At 71.5% G+C, this 17,211-nt stretch carries 18 protein-coding genes; 10 read left to right on the forward strand and 8 right to left on the reverse strand.

Features of this window, described 5'->3' with window-relative positions; all coding sequences use genetic code 11:
* Nucleotides 1-61: 61 nt before the first annotated feature.
* The gene (locus tag ADK57_RS43525) at nucleotides 62-1,024 is read right to left on the reverse strand and encodes a DMT family transporter (protein ID WP_078973667.1); all 963 of its coding nucleotides are present in this window, start codon (nucleotides 1,022-1,024) and stop codon (nucleotides 62-64) included.
* On the opposite strand from ADK57_RS43525, the gene ADK57_RS43530 reads away from it, so the two are divergent.
* From ADK57_RS43530 to ADK57_RS43540, 3 genes are all read left to right on the forward strand, one after another.
* Nucleotides 1,023-2,471 carry a PLP-dependent aminotransferase family protein gene (locus tag ADK57_RS43530; protein WP_053755309.1) on the forward strand — a complete coding sequence of 483 codons (1,449 nt, stop codon included), beginning with the start codon at nucleotides 1,023-1,025 and terminating at the stop codon, nucleotides 2,469-2,471. The genes ADK57_RS43525 and ADK57_RS43530 overlap by 2 nt on opposite strands.
* A gap of 59 nt (nucleotides 2,472-2,530) precedes the next feature.
* Nucleotides 2,531-2,965, forward strand: coding sequence for a GNAT family N-acetyltransferase (locus tag ADK57_RS43535; RefSeq protein ID WP_053755310.1), 435 nt, complete (start codon nucleotides 2,531-2,533; stop codon nucleotides 2,963-2,965).
* 69 nt (nucleotides 2,966-3,034) lie between these two features.
* The gene (locus tag ADK57_RS43540; protein ID WP_053755311.1) at nucleotides 3,035-3,628 is read left to right on the forward strand and encodes a histidine phosphatase family protein; all 594 of its coding nucleotides are present in this window, start codon (nucleotides 3,035-3,037) and stop codon (nucleotides 3,626-3,628) included.
* Here the strand turns inward: ADK57_RS43540 and ADK57_RS43545 are convergent.
* Entirely contained in the window at nucleotides 3,610-4,059 is a 450-nt protein-coding gene (locus ADK57_RS43545) for a DUF6314 family protein (RefSeq protein WP_053755312.1), read from the reverse strand. The genes ADK57_RS43540 and ADK57_RS43545 overlap by 19 nt on opposite strands.
* 150 nt (nucleotides 4,060-4,209) lie before the next feature.
* Between ADK57_RS43545 and ADK57_RS43550 the strand changes: the two genes are divergently transcribed.
* Nucleotides 4,210-6,693 carry an alpha-L-arabinofuranosidase C-terminal domain-containing protein gene (locus ADK57_RS43550; protein ID WP_053755313.1) on the forward strand — a complete coding sequence of 828 codons (2,484 nt, stop codon included), beginning with the start codon at nucleotides 4,210-4,212 and terminating at the stop codon, nucleotides 6,691-6,693.
* A gap of 51 nt (nucleotides 6,694-6,744) precedes the next feature.
* Here ADK57_RS43550 and ADK57_RS43555 read toward each other — a convergent pair whose 3' ends face one another.
* Nucleotides 6,745-7,977, reverse strand: a complete 1,233-nt coding sequence (locus tag ADK57_RS43555) for a cysteine desulfurase (protein ID WP_053755325.1) — start codon at nucleotides 7,975-7,977, stop codon at nucleotides 6,745-6,747.
* 81 nt (nucleotides 7,978-8,058) lie between these two features.
* On the opposite strand from ADK57_RS43555, the gene ADK57_RS43560 reads away from it, so the two are divergent.
* Nucleotides 8,059-8,664, forward strand: coding sequence for an ABATE domain-containing protein (locus tag ADK57_RS43560; RefSeq protein WP_199830806.1), 606 nt, complete (start codon nucleotides 8,059-8,061; stop codon nucleotides 8,662-8,664).
* A gap of 12 nt (nucleotides 8,665-8,676) precedes the next feature.
* Here ADK57_RS43560 and ADK57_RS43565 read toward each other — a convergent pair whose 3' ends face one another.
* The 3 genes from ADK57_RS43565 to ADK57_RS43575 are packed head-to-tail and all read right to left on the reverse strand — an operon-like array spanning nucleotide 8,677 to nucleotide 11,049.
* Nucleotides 8,677-9,279: a hypothetical protein gene (locus ADK57_RS43565; RefSeq protein ID WP_053755326.1), complete on the reverse strand. Its 603-nt coding sequence runs from the start codon at nucleotides 9,277-9,279 to the stop codon at nucleotides 8,677-8,679.
* A gap of 46 nt (nucleotides 9,280-9,325) precedes the next feature.
* The gene (locus tag ADK57_RS43570) at nucleotides 9,326-10,525 is read right to left on the reverse strand and encodes an SMI1/KNR4 family protein (RefSeq protein WP_053755315.1); all 1,200 of its coding nucleotides are present in this window, start codon (nucleotides 10,523-10,525) and stop codon (nucleotides 9,326-9,328) included.
* A 41-nt stretch (nucleotides 10,526-10,566) separates the two neighbouring features.
* On the reverse strand, nucleotides 10,567-11,049 hold the full coding sequence (locus ADK57_RS43575) for a hypothetical protein (protein WP_053755316.1): 483 nt from the start codon (nucleotides 11,047-11,049) through the stop codon (nucleotides 10,567-10,569).
* 73 nt (nucleotides 11,050-11,122) lie between these two features.
* Between ADK57_RS43575 and argC the strand changes: the two genes are divergently transcribed.
* From argC to ADK57_RS43600, 5 genes are read left to right on the forward strand one after another with little or no spacing between them, the layout of a single operon-like run.
* Nucleotides 11,123-12,163: an N-acetyl-gamma-glutamyl-phosphate reductase gene (argC, locus tag ADK57_RS43580; protein WP_053755317.1), complete on the forward strand. Its 1,041-nt coding sequence runs from the start codon at nucleotides 11,123-11,125 to the stop codon at nucleotides 12,161-12,163.
* Complete coding sequence (argJ, locus tag ADK57_RS43585; protein ID WP_053755318.1) at nucleotides 12,160-13,311, forward strand: bifunctional glutamate N-acetyltransferase/amino-acid acetyltransferase ArgJ; 1,152 nt, start codon at nucleotides 12,160-12,162, stop codon at nucleotides 13,309-13,311. The genes argC and argJ overlap by 4 nt, the downstream gene beginning before the upstream one ends.
* Nucleotides 13,308-14,216, forward strand: coding sequence for an acetylglutamate kinase (argB, locus tag ADK57_RS43590; protein WP_053755319.1), 909 nt, complete (start codon nucleotides 13,308-13,310; stop codon nucleotides 14,214-14,216). Before argJ ends, argB begins: the two co-directional genes overlap by 4 nt.
* A complete protein-coding gene (locus tag ADK57_RS43595; protein ID WP_053755320.1) occupies nucleotides 14,213-15,421 on the forward strand; it encodes an acetylornithine transaminase in 1,209 nt (402 codons plus the stop codon). Before argB ends, ADK57_RS43595 begins: the two co-directional genes overlap by 4 nt.
* A gap of 19 nt (nucleotides 15,422-15,440) precedes the next feature.
* Entirely contained in the window at nucleotides 15,441-15,986 is a 546-nt protein-coding gene (locus tag ADK57_RS43600) for an arginine repressor (RefSeq protein ID WP_053755321.1), read from the forward strand.
* A gap of 257 nt (nucleotides 15,987-16,243) precedes the next feature.
* Here the strand turns inward: ADK57_RS43600 and ADK57_RS43605 are convergent, their stop codons facing one another.
* On the reverse strand, nucleotides 16,244-16,981 hold the full coding sequence (locus ADK57_RS43605) for an FAD:protein FMN transferase (protein WP_053755322.1): 738 nt from the start codon (nucleotides 16,979-16,981) through the stop codon (nucleotides 16,244-16,246).
* Between the two features lie 55 nt (nucleotides 16,982-17,036).
* On the reverse strand, nucleotides 17,037-17,211 hold a 175-nt coding region (locus ADK57_RS52145), incomplete at its 5' end, for an FMN-binding protein (protein ID WP_159050242.1).

The following is a 17,211-nucleotide window of genomic DNA, read 5'->3' on the forward strand; positions in this document are numbered from 1 at the left end:
GCGGTCCGTGGCCTTGAGTTTACGGCGCCGGGCCCGGTCGGGACCGGTGCGTGCGCGCCGTTCAGCCTCGCGCCCGCTGCGTGACGGCGATGCACACGAGCACCGCCGCGGCCGTCAGCGGTGCGGCCACCGTCAGGTGCTCGCCCAGCAGCAGCACCGACCACACCAGTGTGAGCAGCGGCTGGGCCAACTGCAACTGGCTGGCCCTGGGGATGCCGATGGCGGCCATGCCCCGGTACCAGACGACGAGGCCGAGGAACTGCGACCCCGCCGCCACCCACAGCAGCCCGGCCACGCTGTGCGTGGTGAGGTGGACGGGTTCGTACGACAGCGCCAGCGCGGCAGCGGGCACGGCCGCCGGCAGACACAGCACCAGCGCCCAGCCGATCACCTGCCAGCCCGGCATGACCCGGGCCAGCCGGCCGCCCTCGGTGTAGCCGGCGGCGCACACCAGCAGCGCCGCGAAGAGGTAGAGGTCGGCGGTGCCGAGGGCGCCGCCGCTCTGCTGCACCGTGAAGGCGGCCACCGCGGCGGCACCCGCGAGCGCCGCCGACCAGAAGGTGCGGGAGGGGCGGGTGCCCATGCGCAGGGCGGAGCAGAGGGCGGTGGTCAGCGGGAGCAGACCGACCACGACGGCGGCGTGCGCGGTGGTGGAGGTTTCCAGCGCGAGCGTGCTCAGCAGCGGGAAGCCGACGACGACACCGGCGGCGACCACCGCGAGGCCCGGCCAGTGCCGGCGGCCGGGCAGCGGGACACGCAGGGCCAGCAGGCAGCCGCCCGCGATCAGCGCCGCGAGGACGCTGCGCACGGCAACGAGGGACCAGGGGCCGAAGCCCTCCAGGCCCCAGGCGGTGGCGGGGAAGGTGAGGGAGAAGGCGACGACGCCGAGGGCGGCCTGGAGGGTTCCCGCGGAGGTGGTCCCGGTGGTCCCGGTCGTTCCGGTCGTTCCGTGGGTCCCGGTCGTTCCGTTCGGAGGGGTGACCGCTATCCCGGTCGGCGTAGTAGCGCTACTCTGTGCTCTCATGCAAGAGCGTAGCAGTGTGCATGATCTGGCGGAACGGCTGCGTCGAGAGCTGGACCGCTACTCTCCGGGTGGAAAGCTCCCGTCGAGCCGTGCCCTCGTCGAACGCTTCCGGGTCAGCCCGGTGACCGTCTCCCGGGCTCTCGCGCAACTGGCCGCCGAGGGGCTGGTGGTCACCCGGCCCGGTGCCGGCGCCTTCCGGGCCCGGCCTCGCGCGGAGGCCGCCGCCGTGGGTGACACGTCGTGGCAGGAGGTCGCCCTCAGTGCGGACAGCGCCGCGGAGCTCGTACCGCGCTCGGTGGACGCGTCCGGTGTCCTGGTCACGCTGGCCGCCCCGGCATCCGGCGTGATCGAGTTCAACGGCGGCTATCTGCATCCGTCGTTGCAGCCGGAGCGGGCGATGGCCGCGGCGCTGTCCCGCGCGGGCCGTCGCCCCGGAGCGTGGGGGCGGCCGCCGGTGGAGGGGCTGCCGGAGCTGCGGGAGTGGTTCGCGCGGAGTATCGGCGGTGCGGTCACAGCCGCGGAGGTGCTCGTCACCTCGGGCGGCCAGTCCGCGCTGACCACCGCGCTGCGTGCGCTCGCCCCGCCCGGCGCGCCCGTGCTCGTCGAGTCGCCCACCTATCCGGGCATGCTGGCGATCGCCCGCGCGGCGGGTCTGCGCCCGGTCCCGGTGCCGGTCGACGCGGACGGTGTACGGCCGGCCCTGCTCGCCGACGCGTTCCGGGCCACTGGCGCCCGGGTCTTCGTCTGCCAGCCGCTGTTCCAGAACCCGACCGGCGGCGTGCTCGCCCCCGAGCGGCGCGGCGAGGTGCTGCGCATCGCGCGCGAGGCGGGTGCGTTCGTCGTCGAGGACGACTTCGTGCGACGGCTCGTGCACGAGGACGCGGGACCGCTGCCGCGCCCGCTGGCCGCCGACGACCCCGACGGCGTCGTCGTCCACGTCGGCTCGTTGACCAAGGCGACCTCGCCCAGCTTCCGGGTGAGCGCGCTTGCCGGGCACGGGCCGGTGCTGGAGCGGCTGCGTGCCATCCAGGTCGTCGACACCTTCTTCGTGCCCCGGCCCCTGCAGGAGGCGGCCCTCGAACTGGTCGGCTCGCCCGCCTGGCCGCGCCATCTGCGCGCGATCTCGGCGGAGTTGAAGACGCGGCGCGACACGATGACGGCCGCGCTGCGGCTCGGCCTCCCCGAACTCTCCCTCCCGCACATCCCGTCCGGCGGCTACCACCTGTGGCTCCGCCTCCCCGACGGCACGGAGGAGTCCGCCCTGGCGGCTGCCGCCCTGCGCGCGGGCGTCGCGATCACCCCGGGCCGCCCCTACTTCAGCGCCGAACCGCCCGCCGGACACGTGCGGTTGAGCTTCGCGGCGGTGGCGGGGACGGGAGAGATCGCTGAAGGCGTACGGCGTCTTCGTGCGGCCTGTGACGAGGTGCTCCACGGGCCTGCCGGGTGAGGCGCCGGCGAGGCGAAAACCGCTCGACGCCGCCCGCCGTGAGCTGCGAATCTCCCCGCATGACCGACACCCCGCCCCTCGCCGAGGGCTACGAGATCTCCACCGACCCCGACCGCATCGACACCGAGCGCGTGCACCGCTGGCTGTCCACCGACGCGTACTGGGCGATCGGCCGGACCCGGGAGAAGCAGGACCGCGCGATCGGCGGGTCACTCAACTTCGGGGTGTACGAGATGGTTTCGGGTGAACAGGTAGCATATGCCCGGATCATCACGGACCGGGCGACCTTCGCGTGGCTGTGCGACGTGTACGTCGACCCGTCGGTGCGCGGCAAGGGGATCGGTACGGCGCTCGTCGGGGCCGTACGGGAGCACCTGCGGCCGGACGGGCTGCGGCGGATCCTGCTGGCCACGCACGACGCCCACGGGGTGTACGAGAAGCTGGGGTTCGCGCCGCTGGAGAAGCCGGACCAGTGGATGGCGCTGGTCCTCTAGCGGGCCGACTCGGATAACTCCCAGGTAACACCTCTTGACCTGCGGACTTTCGCGACTCACCATCGCCGCATGCAACTACGGGTCACGTTCGTCGCCGCCGCGCGCAGCGCCCCGCTGCTCGCCGAGCGCTTCGAGGACGACCGCCCGCTGGACCAGGCCGGCTGGCACGAGGTGCAGCAGGTCGCCCGGGACCTGATCCCGCTGGCGGCGGCCGAGCTGCGCTACTGCTCGCCGACCCCGCGCAGCCGCGCCACCGGGGACGCCCTGGGCTACTCGCCGCTGGTGCAGCTCGCACTGCGGGACTGTGGCATGGGGCGCTGGCGTGGGCTGACCCTCGGGGAGGCGATGGCCCGTGAGCCGGAAGCCGTGGACGCCTGGCTCGCCGACCCGAACGGCACGCCGCACGGCGGTGAGTCGCTGCGGGAGTTCATCTCCCGGGTCGGGAACTGGCTGGACACCCGCCCCGTCGAGGACGGCGGCCGGATCGTCGCCGTGGCCGAGCCCTCGGTGATCCGTGCCGCCCTGGTGTACGCGATGAAGGCGCCGCCCTCGACGTACTGGAACATCGACGTCCGCCCGCTGTCCACGGCCGTCGTCACCGGCCGGGCGAGGCGCTGGAACCTCCGGCTCGACGGAGTGCCGGCTCAGCCCTCGCGGGCGTAGTCGGTGGTCAGGACCAGGTCCTTCGCGGGGCCGCCCACGCGCCACACGGTCCGCCAGTGGTCCTGGTCGCGGACGGTGAACTCCCCGCGGTAGAGATCCGCCACGCAGGGGTGGTCGGCGACGTGGTGTCCGGAGGTCAGGTCCAGGTCGTGGAAGGGCCGCCCGTCGGCGAAGCGTACGTCCGCCGTGCCGGGTGAGCTCCCCGGCCCCGGCAGGAAGCGCAGGGTGCGCTCGGCGGGGCGGGGGACGCCCTGCCAGGTGAAGGTGCCGGACTCGTGGTGCAGCAGTCCGCCGTCGTCCAGCGGGCTGAAAGTCGTCGTTCCGGTGAAGCGGCCCTCGGCGCCGCTCGTCAGATCCCGCACGGCTCGCGCGACCCGCCAGCTCCCGGCCAGATACGCCAGTACGTCCGGCACTGGCCAGAACTCGCCCATTCCGTGCCGTCCTCCGTCTCATCCGTTGTTGTGCGACCCATTGACGCGTCCCTGCCCCCTCCCTATCTTGCCGTTCGAACTGCTGATCATTGTCCGGTATTTCGAACCGCATCACCGTACAACTCCACACCCCTGAGCCGCGGAGTATCCATGTCAAGCACCCGCACCCGCTGGAGACTCGGTCTCACGGCCACCGCCCTGCTGATGGCGGCCGGTCTGATCCCGGCACCCGCGCACGCCGAGGACGTCACCGACTACGCGATCACCGTCGACCCGACCGCCAAGGGCGCGAAGATCGACGACACGATGTACGGCGTGTTCTTCGAGGACATCAACCGGGCCGCCGACGGCGGGTTGTACGCCGAGCTCGTGCAGAACCGGTCCTTCGAGTACTCCACCGCCGACAACACCTCGTACACGCCCCTCACCTCCTGGACGGTGGACGGCACCGCGCAGGTCGTGAACGACGACGGCCGGCTGGGCGAGCGCAACCGCAACTACCTCTCCCTGGGCGCCGGTTCGTCCGTCACGAACGCCGGCTACAACACCGGCATCCACGTGGACGAAGGCAAGAAGTACGACTTCTCGGTGTGGGCCCGCGCCACCGCCGGCACCACCCTCACCGTCGCCCTCCAGGACGCGGACGGCACCCTGGCCACCACCCGCAAGGTGGCGGTCACGAAGAGCGGCTGGGCCAAGTACACCGCCACCTTCACCGCGACCCGCACCAGCAGCAAGGGCCGGCTCGCCGTCGCGTCCTTGGCCGCGGCGGCCCTCGACATGGTGTCCCTCTTCCCGCGCGACACCTACAAGCACGAGGCGAACGGCCTGCGCAAGGACCTCGCCGAGAAGGTCGCCGCCCTGCACCCGGGCTTCGTGCGCTTCCCCGGCGGCTGCCTGGTCAACACCGGCTCCATGGAGGACTACAGCGAGGCCTCCGGCTACCAGCGCAAGCGCTCCTATCAGTGGAAGGACACCATCGGCCCGGTCGAGGAGCGCGCCACCAACGCCAACTTCTGGGGCTACAACCAGTCGTACGGCCTCGGCTACTACGAGTACTTCCGCTTCGCCGAGGACATCGGCGCGATGCCCCTGCCCGTGGTCCCGGCCCTGGTGACCGGCTGCGGCCAGAACAAGGCCGTCGTCGACGAGGCGCTGCTCAAGCGGCACATCCAGGACACCCTCGATCTCATCGAGTTCGCCAACGGACCGGTGACGTCGACCTGGGGCAAGAAGCGTGCCCGGATGGGCCATCCCGAGCCCTTCCACCTCACCCACCTCGAGGTCGGCAACGAGGAGAACCTCCCGGTCGAGTTCTTCGCCCGGTTCAAGGAGTTCCGTGCCGCCATCGAGGCGAAGTACCCCGACATCACGGTCATCTCCAACTCGGGCCCGGACGACGCCGGTTCGACCTTCGACACGGCCTGGCAACTCAACCGGGACGCCGACGTCGCCATGGTCGACGAGCACTACTACAACAGCCCGCAGTGGTTCCTGCAGAACAACGACCGCTACGACTCCTACGACCGCAGCGGCCCCAAGGTCTTCCTCGGCGAGTACGCCTCCTGGGGCAACGCCTTCAAGAACGGCCTCGCCGAGGCCGCGTTCATGACCGGCCTGGAGCGCAACGCCGACGTCGTCAAACTCGCCTCCTACGCCCCGCTGTACGCCAACGAGGACTACGTGCAGTGGAGCCCGGACCTGGTGTGGTTCAACAACCACGCCTCCTGGAACTCCGCCAACTACGAGGTCCAGAAGCTGTTCATGAACAACGTCGGCGACCGCGTGGTGCCCTCGACGGCCACCGGTACGCCCTCGCTGCTCGCCCCCATCACCGGTGCCGTCGGCCTGTCGACGTGGGCGACCACGGCGGCGTACGACGATGTGAAGGTGACCGGCGCGGACGGCGCGACGCTGCTCAGCGACGACTTCAGCGGTGACGCCTCGAAGTGGACCCACACGGGCGGCGGCAGCTGGAGCGTCCAGGACGGGCAGTACGTGCAGACCGACGTGGCCGCCGAGAACACCATGGTCTCGGCCGGCGACCCGGCGTGGCACGACTACGACCTGCATGTGAAGGCCACCAAGAAGTCCGGCAAGGAGGGCTTCCTCGTCGCCTTCGGCGTCAAGGACACCGGCAACTACTACTGGTGGAACCTGGGCGGCTGGAACAACACCCAGTCCGCCGTCGAACAGGCCGTGGACGGCGGCAAGTCGACGCTCGTGTCCAAGGCCGGGTCGGTCGAGACGGGTCGTGCCTACGACATCGACGTCAAGGTGCGGGGCCGCCAGGTCACCCTCTACCTCGACGGCCAGGAGTGGGGCAGCTTCACCGACGACAAGCCGGCCGAGCCGTTCCGGCAGGTCGTCACCAAGGACCAGAAGACCGGTGACCTGATCGTCAAGGTCGTCAACGCCCAGTCCTCGGCGGCCCGTACGGCGATCGACCTGGGCGGCGCGAAGGTCGCGTCCGAGGCGAAGGTGACCACGCTGGCCGCCGCGCCGGACGCGGTGAACACGGAGACCGCCGCGGCGGTGGCGCCGGTGGCGTCCACCTTCTTCGGGGTCACCGACAAGTTCACGTACACCTTCCCGGCGAACTCGGTCACGTTCCTGAGGATCAAGAAGAGGTGACCGGTCCGGGCGCGGGCCGCTGTCCGAGGGGCGGCGGCCCACGCCCGGCACTCACTTTCCGAAGTACTCCTGAGCCGCGCGAACGCCCGCCGCGAGGGCGTCGACCTCGGCCTCGGTGTTGTACACGTAGAACGTCGCCCGGGTCGTCGCCGGGATGCCGTAGCGGCGGACGATCGGGCGGGCGCAGTGGTGGCCGACGCGGACGGCGACGCCACGGTCGTCCAGCACCTGTCCGACGTCGTGCGGGTGGATGCCGTCGACGGTGAAGGAGACGGCAGAGCCGCGGTCGGTGAGGTCGCGGGGGCCGACGATGCGGACGCCCGGGATCTCGCCGAGGAGTTCCAGCGCACGCGCGGTGAGCCGGTCCTCGTGGGCCGCCACTTCCGCCATGCCCAACGCCTCCAGATACTCCACGGCCGCCGCGAGCCCCACCGCCTGGGACGTCATCGGCACCCCGGCCTCGAAGCGCTGCGGGGGCGGCAGGAAGGTGGTGCGGTCCATCTCGACCACCTCGACCATCGAGCCGCCGGTGAGGAACGGCGGGAGGTCCGCGAGGAGTTCGCGTCGGCCCCACAGCACGCCGATGCCGTTCGGGCCGAGCATCTTGTGCCCGGAGAAGGCCACGAAGTCCGCGCCGAGTTCGCGTACGCCGACCGGCCGGTGCGGCACCGACTGGGCGCCGTCGACCACCACCAGCGCACCGGACTCGTGGGCCCGGTCGGCGAGTTCACGCACCGGGTTCACCGTGCCGAGCACGTTCGACTGGTGGGTGAGGGCGAGGACCCTGGTGCGCTCGTCGAGCAGTTCGTCGATCCGCGTCAGGTCGAGCCGGCCTTCGTCGGTCAGGCCGAACCAGTCCAGGGTGGCGCCCGTGCGCTCGGCGAGCTGCTGCCAGGGCACGAGGTTCGCGTGGTGCTCCATCTCCGTGACCACGATCCGGTCGCCGGGGCCGATCCGGCGGGCGTTGCCCAGGGCGTAGGCGACGAGGTTGATGCCCTCGGTGGTGTTCTTGACGAAGACGGCCTCGTCCTCGCCGGCCCCGACGAAGCGTGCGATCGTGCGGCGGGCCGCCTCGTACGCCTCCGTCGCCTCACCGGCGAGCTGGTGCGCGCCGCGGTGCACGGCCGCGTTGTGTGTGAGGTAGAAGTCCCGTTCGGCGTCCAGGACTTGGAGAGGCTTCTGGGTGGTGGCCCCGGAGTCCAGGTAGACCAGCCGGGCGCCGCCGTCCAGCGTCCTTCGAAGGATCGGGAAGTCCTCGCGCAGCACGTCCACGTCGAAGCCCACGGCCACTCACCTCTCACGCTTTTCTGCCTCATTCAACATGAGGCACGCTAGGTCTCCTCACGGAGAATCGCAAGCATTACCATGAGAACCGTGGATCACGACGCCCCCGTCTACCTGCACCAGCTCCCGGTCCCCGGTGAGGAGCGCTACACATCGCTGGCCCTGGTCAACACGCGTTTCACCCTCAGCCACGGCCCGGTCGACCTGCTCGACGACCCCGAGGCCGCGCACCTGTGGCTCGTACGGCACGCACTGCTGCCCGACCGGGTGGCGCTGAACGGCAGGCAGTTCGGAAGGCTCCTCGGCCTCCGGGAGGCGCTGCGCGCGCTCTTCGAGGCGTACGACGCCGGGTCGCGGCCCGCCGCAGGCGACCTCGACCTCCTCAACTCCGTGCTCGCCGCGGCCCCTTCGACACCCCGGCTCGGCTGGACGGCCGACGGCCCCCACCGCGCCGACGAACCCGACGTCGGCAATCCGGCCGCCGCCGCGCTCTCCCTCCTCGCCGAGGATGCCACCGACCTGCTCACCGGCCCCGAGGCCGACCAGCTCACCGAGTGCGCCGCACAGGGCTGCGCCCGCTGGTTCCTGCGCTCCCACGGGGCCCGGCGCTGGTGCACCACCAAGTGCGGGAACCGGGTGCGGGCGGCGCGGGCGTACGCCGCGAAGCGGGGGAGGGAGCGGGACTGACTCCCCTCGGCCTCAGCGGGCCGGCTGTGCCCCGAAGGGCGGGAACGTCTTGAAGCGTTCGTCGAGCGTGACCGTGGGGGTGATCCGGTGCAGCGCGGCGCGGACCAGGGTGAGCGGGTGGTCGGGGAAGTGCGGGTCCCACTGCTCGTGGTCGCCGACGTGGTACGGCAGCGCACCGCGCAGGCCGGGCGCGTAAGGGTGCGGCCGGAAGTAGGCGTCCGGGCCCACCTGCGCCATCACCGTCGCCTCGCGGTGTCCGGTCGTCGCGCCCTCGGCGGCCTGCACCTTCAGGACCGTGCTGCAATGGGCCTTCGGGACCGTCCAGGAGCCGAGGAAGACCTGGCCGCGCCCGTTCGGCCGCGGCACCTTGACGACCTGCCGGACCGCGGGGACGCCGTCGACCGTGCCGAGCTCCGCGTCGATCAGGCCCGCGCCCGCCCCGGCGACGCCGTGCGCGAGACCGGCCCGCAGCCGGTCGGGCTCCTCCAGCGGGGCCGGCAGGTCGGGGACGAGGGGAAAGAAGTGGACCGACAGGACGAGTCCCCGTTCGTCCGTCCACAGCCCTGGCTCACGCTCGGTGAAGCCGGTGAGATCCAGGCCGGTGATCGGTGTCATGGAGATCATCATCGCGGTCCGGCGGGCGGGCCGGGCAGGCGGGGTCTCACCAGTGGGCGCGGTCGTCCCACGCACCGAAACCGGCGAACTCCACCGGGTCGTCCTCCTCGTCCCAGGCGCACAGACCGGGCGTGACGAACCGGCCGCGCTGCCAGGCGAGGAGCATGTCGATCAGACCGCTCTCCAGCGCGGGCCCCTGGGCGGCGTGGCGCGGCCAGAAGACCAGTGGCCACCCGTCCGGGTCCTCGCCCTCGGTGAGCCAGCCCAGACAGTCGCCGTCGATGGAGTTGGCGAACGGGAGGAATCCGCCGGGTCCGGGCCAGTCGGCGAGGGGGAAGTCGTCGGGGTACTCGGCCTTCAGTGAGCGGTAGCCGCTCAGGGTGTCGTCGACGTGCGTGACGAAGCGCCGTTCGCCGGTCCGCAGCGGTGTGTGGAAGCGCAGCCAGCCGCTCCAGCAGCCGGCGCCCCACTCGTCCAGCAGGCGCACGTACTCCCGCGGCAGCCGCGTGCCCAGTTCGCCGAAGAGCCCCTCCCAGGTGCCGTCGCCGAGATACGGCCGCGACGGCGGCGGGCACAGCAGGCGCAGCGCGTCGAGCCCGGACCCCGTCTCCAGGGCGATGCGGCGCTCGGCCCCGGTGAGCCGGGGTTCGACGGGAGCGGGCGGGGTCCACGGCTCGGCCCCCGCCAGGAAGGCGGTGCGGGCGAGGGTGCCGGGCAGGGGACCCATCAGCGGGCCGGGCGGTGACGGCGTCTCCCAGCTGTCGCGGACGGTGAGGCGCAGGTACTCGGTGAGTGTGAGGTCGTACCGGTGCCAGGGCCGCAGGCCGCTGCCGGGTATCGCGCCCGAATGATGGACGACGACGGTCCACTCGTCGGGGTCGTCCGACACGGAGGTGTCCCAGAACAGGATGTCGCTGCCGCGGGTCGTGCCCCAGGCCAGCAGCCCGCCGGGCGCGGGGTGCAGTGGCGGTCGCGCGTCCTCGGGCAGCTCGCGCGCCTCGATGCGGGCCTCGCGGTGGGTTTCCCGCAGCCACTCGCCGTACTCGAACCGGCCCTGCTCGACGCACGGCACATGGATCCAGAAGTACTCCCCGAAGTCCACCGGCCCGTACCGGTCGGCCAGCCGCTTGTAGTCGTCCGGCAGCCGCAGCCCGAGCCACGCCTCGACGGCCGCCCAGTCGACGGGCACGGGCGCGGGCGGACGCTCGGCGTGCGGCTCGGTGAAGTCGGCCAGGTCCAGTGTCACTCGGGTCCTCCGGCATGATCATCGGCTGTCCGCCGATTCTGTCACCGGTGGCAGAACACGCATCCCTCCCAGTGGGGCAGCGCGCTCAGCACCCGATGCCGTACGCAGCAGGCGAGCGCCCCGGTCTCCGGGAGCACCTCGGCGCCCGGCGCGGACACGGGCGGCTCGAAGGCCTCGACGATCTCCCGGAACCTGGTCAGATACGCGGCCGCGTGGGGCGGCTCGTAGCCCAGCTCGTCCCAGCGGTGGCGTCTCTCGGCCAGGCCGAGCACGCGCAGCACGAAACCCTTGGCGGCTGCTCGCTCCTCGTCCGACCCGCCCCAGTCGAGCTCCCCGAGATCGAACCCGACCGCGCCACGCCCCATGACACTCTGGTCCTGGAGGGCCAGCAGACCGGCGAAGCGGTAGTCCCAGTCCCGGGCGGCCAGGGCCGACGCGGCGAGCGTCAGCACCTCCACGAAGACCTCGGTGCCGCCGTTGGGCAGATACAGACGGTCGTCCCCGGCCCCGAACGTGTTCCCCATGCCGAGAGGCTATCGGATTGCATAAACGTGCATCGAAACGTATAGTCATGCCATCAAGAGGAGGATGGATTCCATGGCGGTACGTGCGGCAGTGGCCGGAGCGAGTGGATACGCGGGCGGAGAGCTCCTGCGTCTGCTCCTGGCGCACCCCGAGGTCGAGATCGGCGCCCTGACCGGCAACTCCAACGCCGGGCAGCGGCTCGGCGCGCTGCAGCCGCACCTGCTGCCGCTGGCCGACCGCGTACTCCAGGAGACCACCGCGGACGTCCTCGCCGGACAGGGCCGACGGCATGACGTCGTCTTCCTCGCCCTTCCGCACGGGCAGTCCGCCGCCGTCGCCGAGCAGCTCGGCCCGGATGTGCTCGTCGTCGACATGGGGGCCGACTTCCGTCTCGAGGACGCCGGTGACTGGGAGAAGTTCTACGGCTCCGCGCACGCCGGCACCTGGCCGTACGGCCTTCCCGAACTGCCGGGCGGCCGCGCCGCGCTGGAGGGGTCCAAGCGCATCGCGGTGCCCGGCTGCTACCCGACCGCCGTCTCGCTCGCGCTCTTCCCGGCATACGCCGCCGGGCTCGCCGAGACGGAGGCCGTGATCGTCGCCGCGTCCGGGACGTCCGGGGCGGGCAAGGCGCCCAAGCCGAACCTGCTGGGCAGCGAGGTCATGGGCTCCATGTCGCCGTACGGCGTCGGCGGCGTCCACCGGCACACCCCCGAGATGATCCAGAACCTCAGCGCGGCGGCGGGGGAGCGGGTCTCCGTCTCCTTCACGCCGACCCTCGCGCCGATGCCCCGCGGCATCCTCGCCACCTGCAGTGCGAAGGCCTCCCCGGGAGTGACGGAAGAGTCCCTCAGGGCCGCCTACGAGAAGGCCTTCGCCGACGAGCCCTTCGTCCACCTCCTCCCCGAGGGGCAGTGGCCCGCCACGGCGTCCGTCTACGGTTCCAACGCCGTTCAGGTGCAGGTCGCGTACGACGAGGCCGCGGGCCGCATCATCGCGATCAGCGCCATCGACAACCTGACCAAGGGCACCGCGGGCGGTGCCGTCCAGAGCATGAACATCGCACTCGGGCTTCCCGAGGAGCTCGGTCTTTCCACGATCGGAGTCGCACCGTGAGCGTCACGGCAGCACAGGGATTCCAGGCGGCGGGCATCGCCGCCGGAATCAAGGAGAACGGCAACCCGGACCTGGCCCTCGTGGTCAACACCGGGCCCCGCCGCGCCGCCGCCGGCGTCTTCACCTCCAACCGCGTCAAGGCCGCCCCCGTCCTGTGGTCCGAGCAGGTCCTCAAGACCGGCCAGGTCTCCGCCGTGATCCTCAACTCCGGTGGCGCCAACGCCTGTACGGGCCCGAAGGGCTTCCAGGACACGCACGCCACCGCCGAGAAGGTCGCCGAGGTGCTCGGCCTCGGCCCGGTCGAGGTCGCCGTCGCGTCCACTGGCCTGATCGGCGTCCTGCTCCCGATGGACAAGCTGCTGCCGGGAGTCGAGCAGGCGGCCGAGGCCCTGAGCGAGCACGGCGGGGAGAAGGCCGCCATCGCCATCAAGACCACCGACTCCGTCCACAAGACGTCCGTCGTCACCCAGGGCGGCTGGACCGTCGGCGGCATGGCCAAGGGCGCCGGCATGCTCGCCCCCGGCCTCGCCACCATGCTCGTCGTCCTCACCACCGACGCCGACCTCGACAGCGAGGCCCTGGACAAGGCGCTGCGCGCCGCCACCAAGGTCACCTTCGACCGTGTCGACTCCGACGGCTGCATGTCCACCAACGACACCGTGCTGCTGCTCGCCTCCGGTGCCTCCGAAGTCACCCCGGAGTACGAGGAGTTCGCCGAGGCCGTGCGCGCCGTCTGCGACGACCTCGGTCAGCAGCTGATCCGGGACGCCGAGGGCGCCAGCAAGGACATCAAGGTCGAGGTGATCAACGCCGCGAGCGAGGACGACGCCGTCGAGGTGGGCCGCTCCATCGCCCGCAACAACCTCCTCAAGTGCGCCATCCACGGCGAGGACCCCAACTGGGGCCGCGTGCTCTCCGCGATCGGCACCACCCGGGCCGCCTTCGACCCCGACCGGCTGAACGTCGCCATCAACGGCGTCTGGGTCTGCAAGAACGGCGGCGTCGGCGAGGACCGGGACAAGGTCGACATGCGCTACCGCGAGGTGCACATCGTCGCCGACCTCGCCGCCGGCGCCGAGACGGCCACCATCTGGACCAACGATCTCACCGCCGACTACGTCCACGAGAACAGCGCGTACTCGTCATGAGCACCACTCGCAAGCACACCGCGCTCCCCAAGGCGCAGATCCTCATCGAGGCGCTGCCCTGGCTGGTCCGGCACAACGGCAAGACCGTCGTCATCAAGTTCGGCGGCAACGCCATGATCGACGAGGACCTGAAGGCCGCCTTCGCGCAGGACGTCGTGTTCCTGCACCACGCCGGCCTCAAGCCCGTCGTCGTGCACGGCGGCGGCCCCCAGATCAGCGCGGCCCTCGACAGGCATGGCATCGTCAGCGAGTTCAAGGCGGGCCTGAGGGTCACCACCGAGGACGCCATGGACGTCGTCCGCATGGTGCTGGCCGGGCAGGTCCAGCGCGAGCTGGTGGGGCTGCTCAACCAACACGGCCCGCTCGCCGTGGGATTGACGGGCGAGGACGCGCACACCATCACCGCGACCAAGCACCAGCCCCGGATCGACGGCGAGTTGGTCGACATCGGGCGGGTGGGCGAGATCACCGACATCGACACGGGCGCGATCGAGGCACTGCTCGCCGACGGCCGGATCCCGGTCGTCTCGTCGATCGCCCGGAGCCAGGACGACCACCATGTCTACAACGTCAATGCTGATACGGCGGCTGCGGCACTCGCTGCTGCTCTGGGCGCCGAAACGCTCATGGTCCTCACGGACGTCGAGGGCCTCTATGAGGACTGGCCGAACAGTGACGAGGTGATCAGCCGCCTCACCGCTTCCCAACTGGAGAAGCTGCTGCCGGAGTTGAGCTCCGGCATGGTGCCGAAGATGGAGGGCTGTCTGCACGCCGTGCGCAACGGCGTGACCACCGCCCGCGTCATCGACGGCCGGGTCCAGCACTCGATCCTGCTGGAGATCTTCACCGACGAGGGCATCGGCACGATGGTCGTGCCGGATGCGGAAGAGGGGGATGCCGTATGACCGGGACCGCGACCGGGACCGCGACGAACGCCGAGCTCACCGAGCGGTGGCAGGGCTCGTTGATGAACAACTACGGCACTCCGCGGCTGCCTCTCGTGCGCGGTGCGGGCAGCAAGCTGTGGGACGCCGACGGCAACCAGTACCTCGACTTCGTCGGCGGCATCGCGGTCAACGCGCTCGGCCACGCCCACCCGGCCGTCGTCGAGGCGGTCAGCACCCAGATCGCCTCCCTCGGCCACGTCTCCAACCTGTTCATCGCCGAGCCGCCCGTCGCGCTCGCCGAACGGCTGCTCCAGCACTTCGGCCGCGACGGCAAGGTGTACTTCTGCAACTCCGGTGCCGAGGCCAACGAGGGCGCCTTCAAGATCGGGCGGCTGACCGGCCGGGCCCACATGGTCGCCACCGACGGCGGCTTCCACGGCCGGACCATGGGCGCCCTCGCCCTCACCGGACAGCCCGGCAAGCAGGAGCCCTTCCTGCCGCTGCCCGGCGACGTCACGCACGTGCCGTACGGCGACGCGCAGGCGCTGGCCGCCGCGGTCACCGAGGAGACCGCGCTCGTCATCATCGAGCCGATCCAGGGCGAGAACGGGGTCGTGGTGCCCCCCGCCGGCTATCTGAAGGCGGCCCGGGCGATCACGGCCGCGACGGGCAGCCTGCTGGTGCTCGACGAGGTGCAGACGGGGATCGGGCGGACCGGGCACTGGTTCGAGTACCAGGCCCACGAGGGTGTCCTGCCGGACGTCGTCACGCTTGCGAAGGGTCTCGGCGGTGGACTGCCGCTCGGAGCGACGGTCGCCTTCGGGCGGGCCGCGGAGCTGCTGCAGCCGGGCCAGCACGGTACGACCTTCGGTGGAAACCCGATCGCCTGCGCGGCCGGGCTCGCGGTCCTGGAAACGATCGCGTCCGAGGGGCTCCTCGAGAACGTGAAGGGGCAGAGCGAGAAGCTGCGCGACGGAATCGAGTCGCTCGCGCACCCGTTGATCGCACATGTCCGGGGTGCGGGCCTCCTCCTGGGTATCGTGCTCACCGAGCCGCTCGCGCCGAAGGTGCAGCAGGCGGCTCAGGACGCCGGCTTCCTGGTGAACGCGCCCGCCCCTGATGTCGTACGGCTGATGCCGGCGCTGAACCTCGGCGATGACGAAGTGGACGCGCTTCTTCAGGCACTGCCCGGCATCCTGGACGTGGCCAAGGGGGACGGATGATCCGGAGAATGAGTCGACGATGAGCCAGGCGCAGGAGCACGAGCAGACCGCAGGGCCTGCCGTACCGCAGACCCGCACCGCACGCCACCGCCGGATCGTGGACATCCTCAACCGGCAACCGGTGCGGAGCCAGAGCCAGTTGGCGAAACTCCTCGCGGACGACGGGCTGAGCGTCACGCAGGCGACGCTCTCCCGGGATCTGGACGAGCTGAACGCGGTGAAGATCCGCAACACCGACGGCGACCTGATCTACGCGGTGCCCAGCGAGGGGGGCTTTCGTACCCCTCGGGCGCCGCTGGGCGGGTCGGCGAAGGAGGAGCGGATGCGGCGGCTGTCCGCGGAGCTGCTGATCTCCGCGGAGGCTTCGGCGAACCTCGTGGTTCTCCGCACCCCGCCGGGTGCGGCCCAGTTCCTTGCCTCTGCGATCGACCAGGCGGAACTGCACGACATCCTGGGCACCATCGCCGGTGACGACACGTTGTTGCTGATCAGCCGGGATCCGGTCGGGGGGCAGGCGTTGGCGGATCATCTGCTGCGGCTGGCTCAGAACGGGAACGGGCACTGAGGGGTTGGTTTCGGTGTGCGCCGGGCGCGGATGAGCGGGGGCCGGTCGCGCCCACCCGGCGGAGCTGCAATCGTGACACCGCCCCGCGCCCCTGAGGTCGGTCCGCGCACGTCTCCTGCGTAGCTGCGGGTAGTCGTGCCGCCGGGGCGGTACGGGCGGGCGCAAGCGGCACCCCGTCGACACGGGCGGGCGTAACTGGCACCCCGCCGGTACCGGCGGGCGCAACCGGCACCCCGCCGGCGCAGGTGAGCGAAACCTCACCCCAGCCGCGCCGCCAGCCCTCCCGTGCACCGCACCTCGTCGCCCGCCGTGATCAGCAGTGCCTCCACGTCCGGCAGGGACTCCAACCAGCCCAGCGCTTCCCGCGAGCCCATCGCGAAGGCCGCGGTCGCCCAGCAGTCCGCCCAGGTCAGGCGAGGCGCCACGACGGTGACCGCGAGCAGGTCGGTCACCGCGGAGCGAGCCGTTCGGGGGTCGACGATGTGCGTGCCGCGCTCGGCCGTGCCGGACGTGGCGACGGACAGTTCGGGGACACCCGCCGCTGAGATCACCGCCGCAAGCCCACCCGGCCGCAACGGATCCGACACGCCGACCCGCCACGGCCGCTCCGGCCCCGGCACGCCCAACAGCTGAACGTCCCCGCCACCGTTGACGCTCACCCCGCTCGCCCCGGCCTCGGCCATCCGCAGGGCGGCCCGCTCCGCGGACCAGCCCTTCACTATGCCGGTCGGGTCGAGGCGGCCCTCGTAGCGCATGCTGAACCAGCCGTCGCTGGCCCGCTCGGCCTCCGCGCCCAGTTCGAGCACCTCGGCGACCATCGGATCGCACTCCTCGACGGTCAGCTCGCCCCGGGCCAGCCGGGAGACCTGGCTGTCGTCACGGTAGGTGCTGAACACCTCGTTCACCCGGTGCAGTTCGGCGACCGCCTCACGCAGGGCCGCCCGAACGGCCTCGGGATCCCCGCCGCGGACGTCAAAGGAAAAGACCGTCCCCATGACCTCCTCCGCATGACGTACCGCGGCGGGAGCTTGTGCCGAGTCGGTCACCGTGTCAGCCACCGGCCTGGTCCAGAGCCGACTGCAGAGACTGCTTGTAGCCGGCGCTGGTGTAGGTGGCTCCGGACACAGCGTCGATGTCCGCGTTGCCGGCTGCGACCGCGGCCTGGTTGAGCTTGGGTACGGCGTCGGCGGTGATCTGGTCGCTCCGGCCGCCCTTGGGCGCCTGT

The organism is Streptomyces sp. MMG1533 (assembly GCF_001279775.1).
Taxonomy (GTDB): domain Bacteria; phylum Actinomycetota; class Actinomycetes; order Streptomycetales; family Streptomycetaceae; genus Streptomyces.

Bases quoted from the DNA above. Each gene is read 5' to 3' on its own strand.
- argC (WP_053755317.1), top strand. From the start codon at position 11,123: ATGGCGGTACGTGCGGCAGTGGCCGGAGCGAGTGGATACGCGGGCGGA.
- argB (WP_053755319.1), top strand. From the start codon at position 13,308: ATGAGCACCACTCGCAAGCACACCGCGCTCCCCAAGGCGCAGATCCTC.
- ADK57_RS43605 (WP_053755322.1), bottom strand. From the start codon at position 16,981: ATGGGGACGGTCTTTTCCTTTGACGTCCGCGGCGGGGATCCCGAGGCC.
- ADK57_RS43545 (WP_053755312.1), bottom strand. From the start codon at position 4,059: ATGGGCGAGTTCTGGCCAGTGCCGGACGTACTGGCGTATCTGGCCGGG.
- ADK57_RS43530 (WP_053755309.1), top strand. From the start codon at position 1,023: ATGCAAGAGCGTAGCAGTGTGCATGATCTGGCGGAACGGCTGCGTCGA.
- ADK57_RS43550 (WP_053755313.1), top strand. From the start codon at position 4,210: ATGTCAAGCACCCGCACCCGCTGGAGACTCGGTCTCACGGCCACCGCC.
- ADK57_RS43575 (WP_053755316.1), bottom strand. From the start codon at position 11,049: ATGGGGAACACGTTCGGGGCCGGGGACGACCGTCTGTATCTGCCCAAC.
- ADK57_RS43595 (WP_053755320.1), top strand. From the start codon at position 14,213: ATGACCGGGACCGCGACCGGGACCGCGACGAACGCCGAGCTCACCGAG.
- ADK57_RS43540 (WP_053755311.1), top strand. From the start codon at position 3,035: ATGCAACTACGGGTCACGTTCGTCGCCGCCGCGCGCAGCGCCCCGCTG.
- ADK57_RS43535 (WP_053755310.1), top strand. From the start codon at position 2,531: ATGACCGACACCCCGCCCCTCGCCGAGGGCTACGAGATCTCCACCGAC.
- ADK57_RS43565 (WP_053755326.1), bottom strand. From the start codon at position 9,279: ATGACACCGATCACCGGCCTGGATCTCACCGGCTTCACCGAGCGTGAG.
- ADK57_RS43560 (WP_199830806.1), top strand. From the start codon at position 8,059: ATGAGAACCGTGGATCACGACGCCCCCGTCTACCTGCACCAGCTCCCG.
- ADK57_RS43600 (WP_053755321.1), top strand. From the start codon at position 15,441: ATGAGCCAGGCGCAGGAGCACGAGCAGACCGCAGGGCCTGCCGTACCG.
- ADK57_RS43525 (WP_078973667.1), bottom strand. From the start codon at position 1,024: ATGAGAGCACAGAGTAGCGCTACTACGCCGACCGGGATAGCGGTCACC.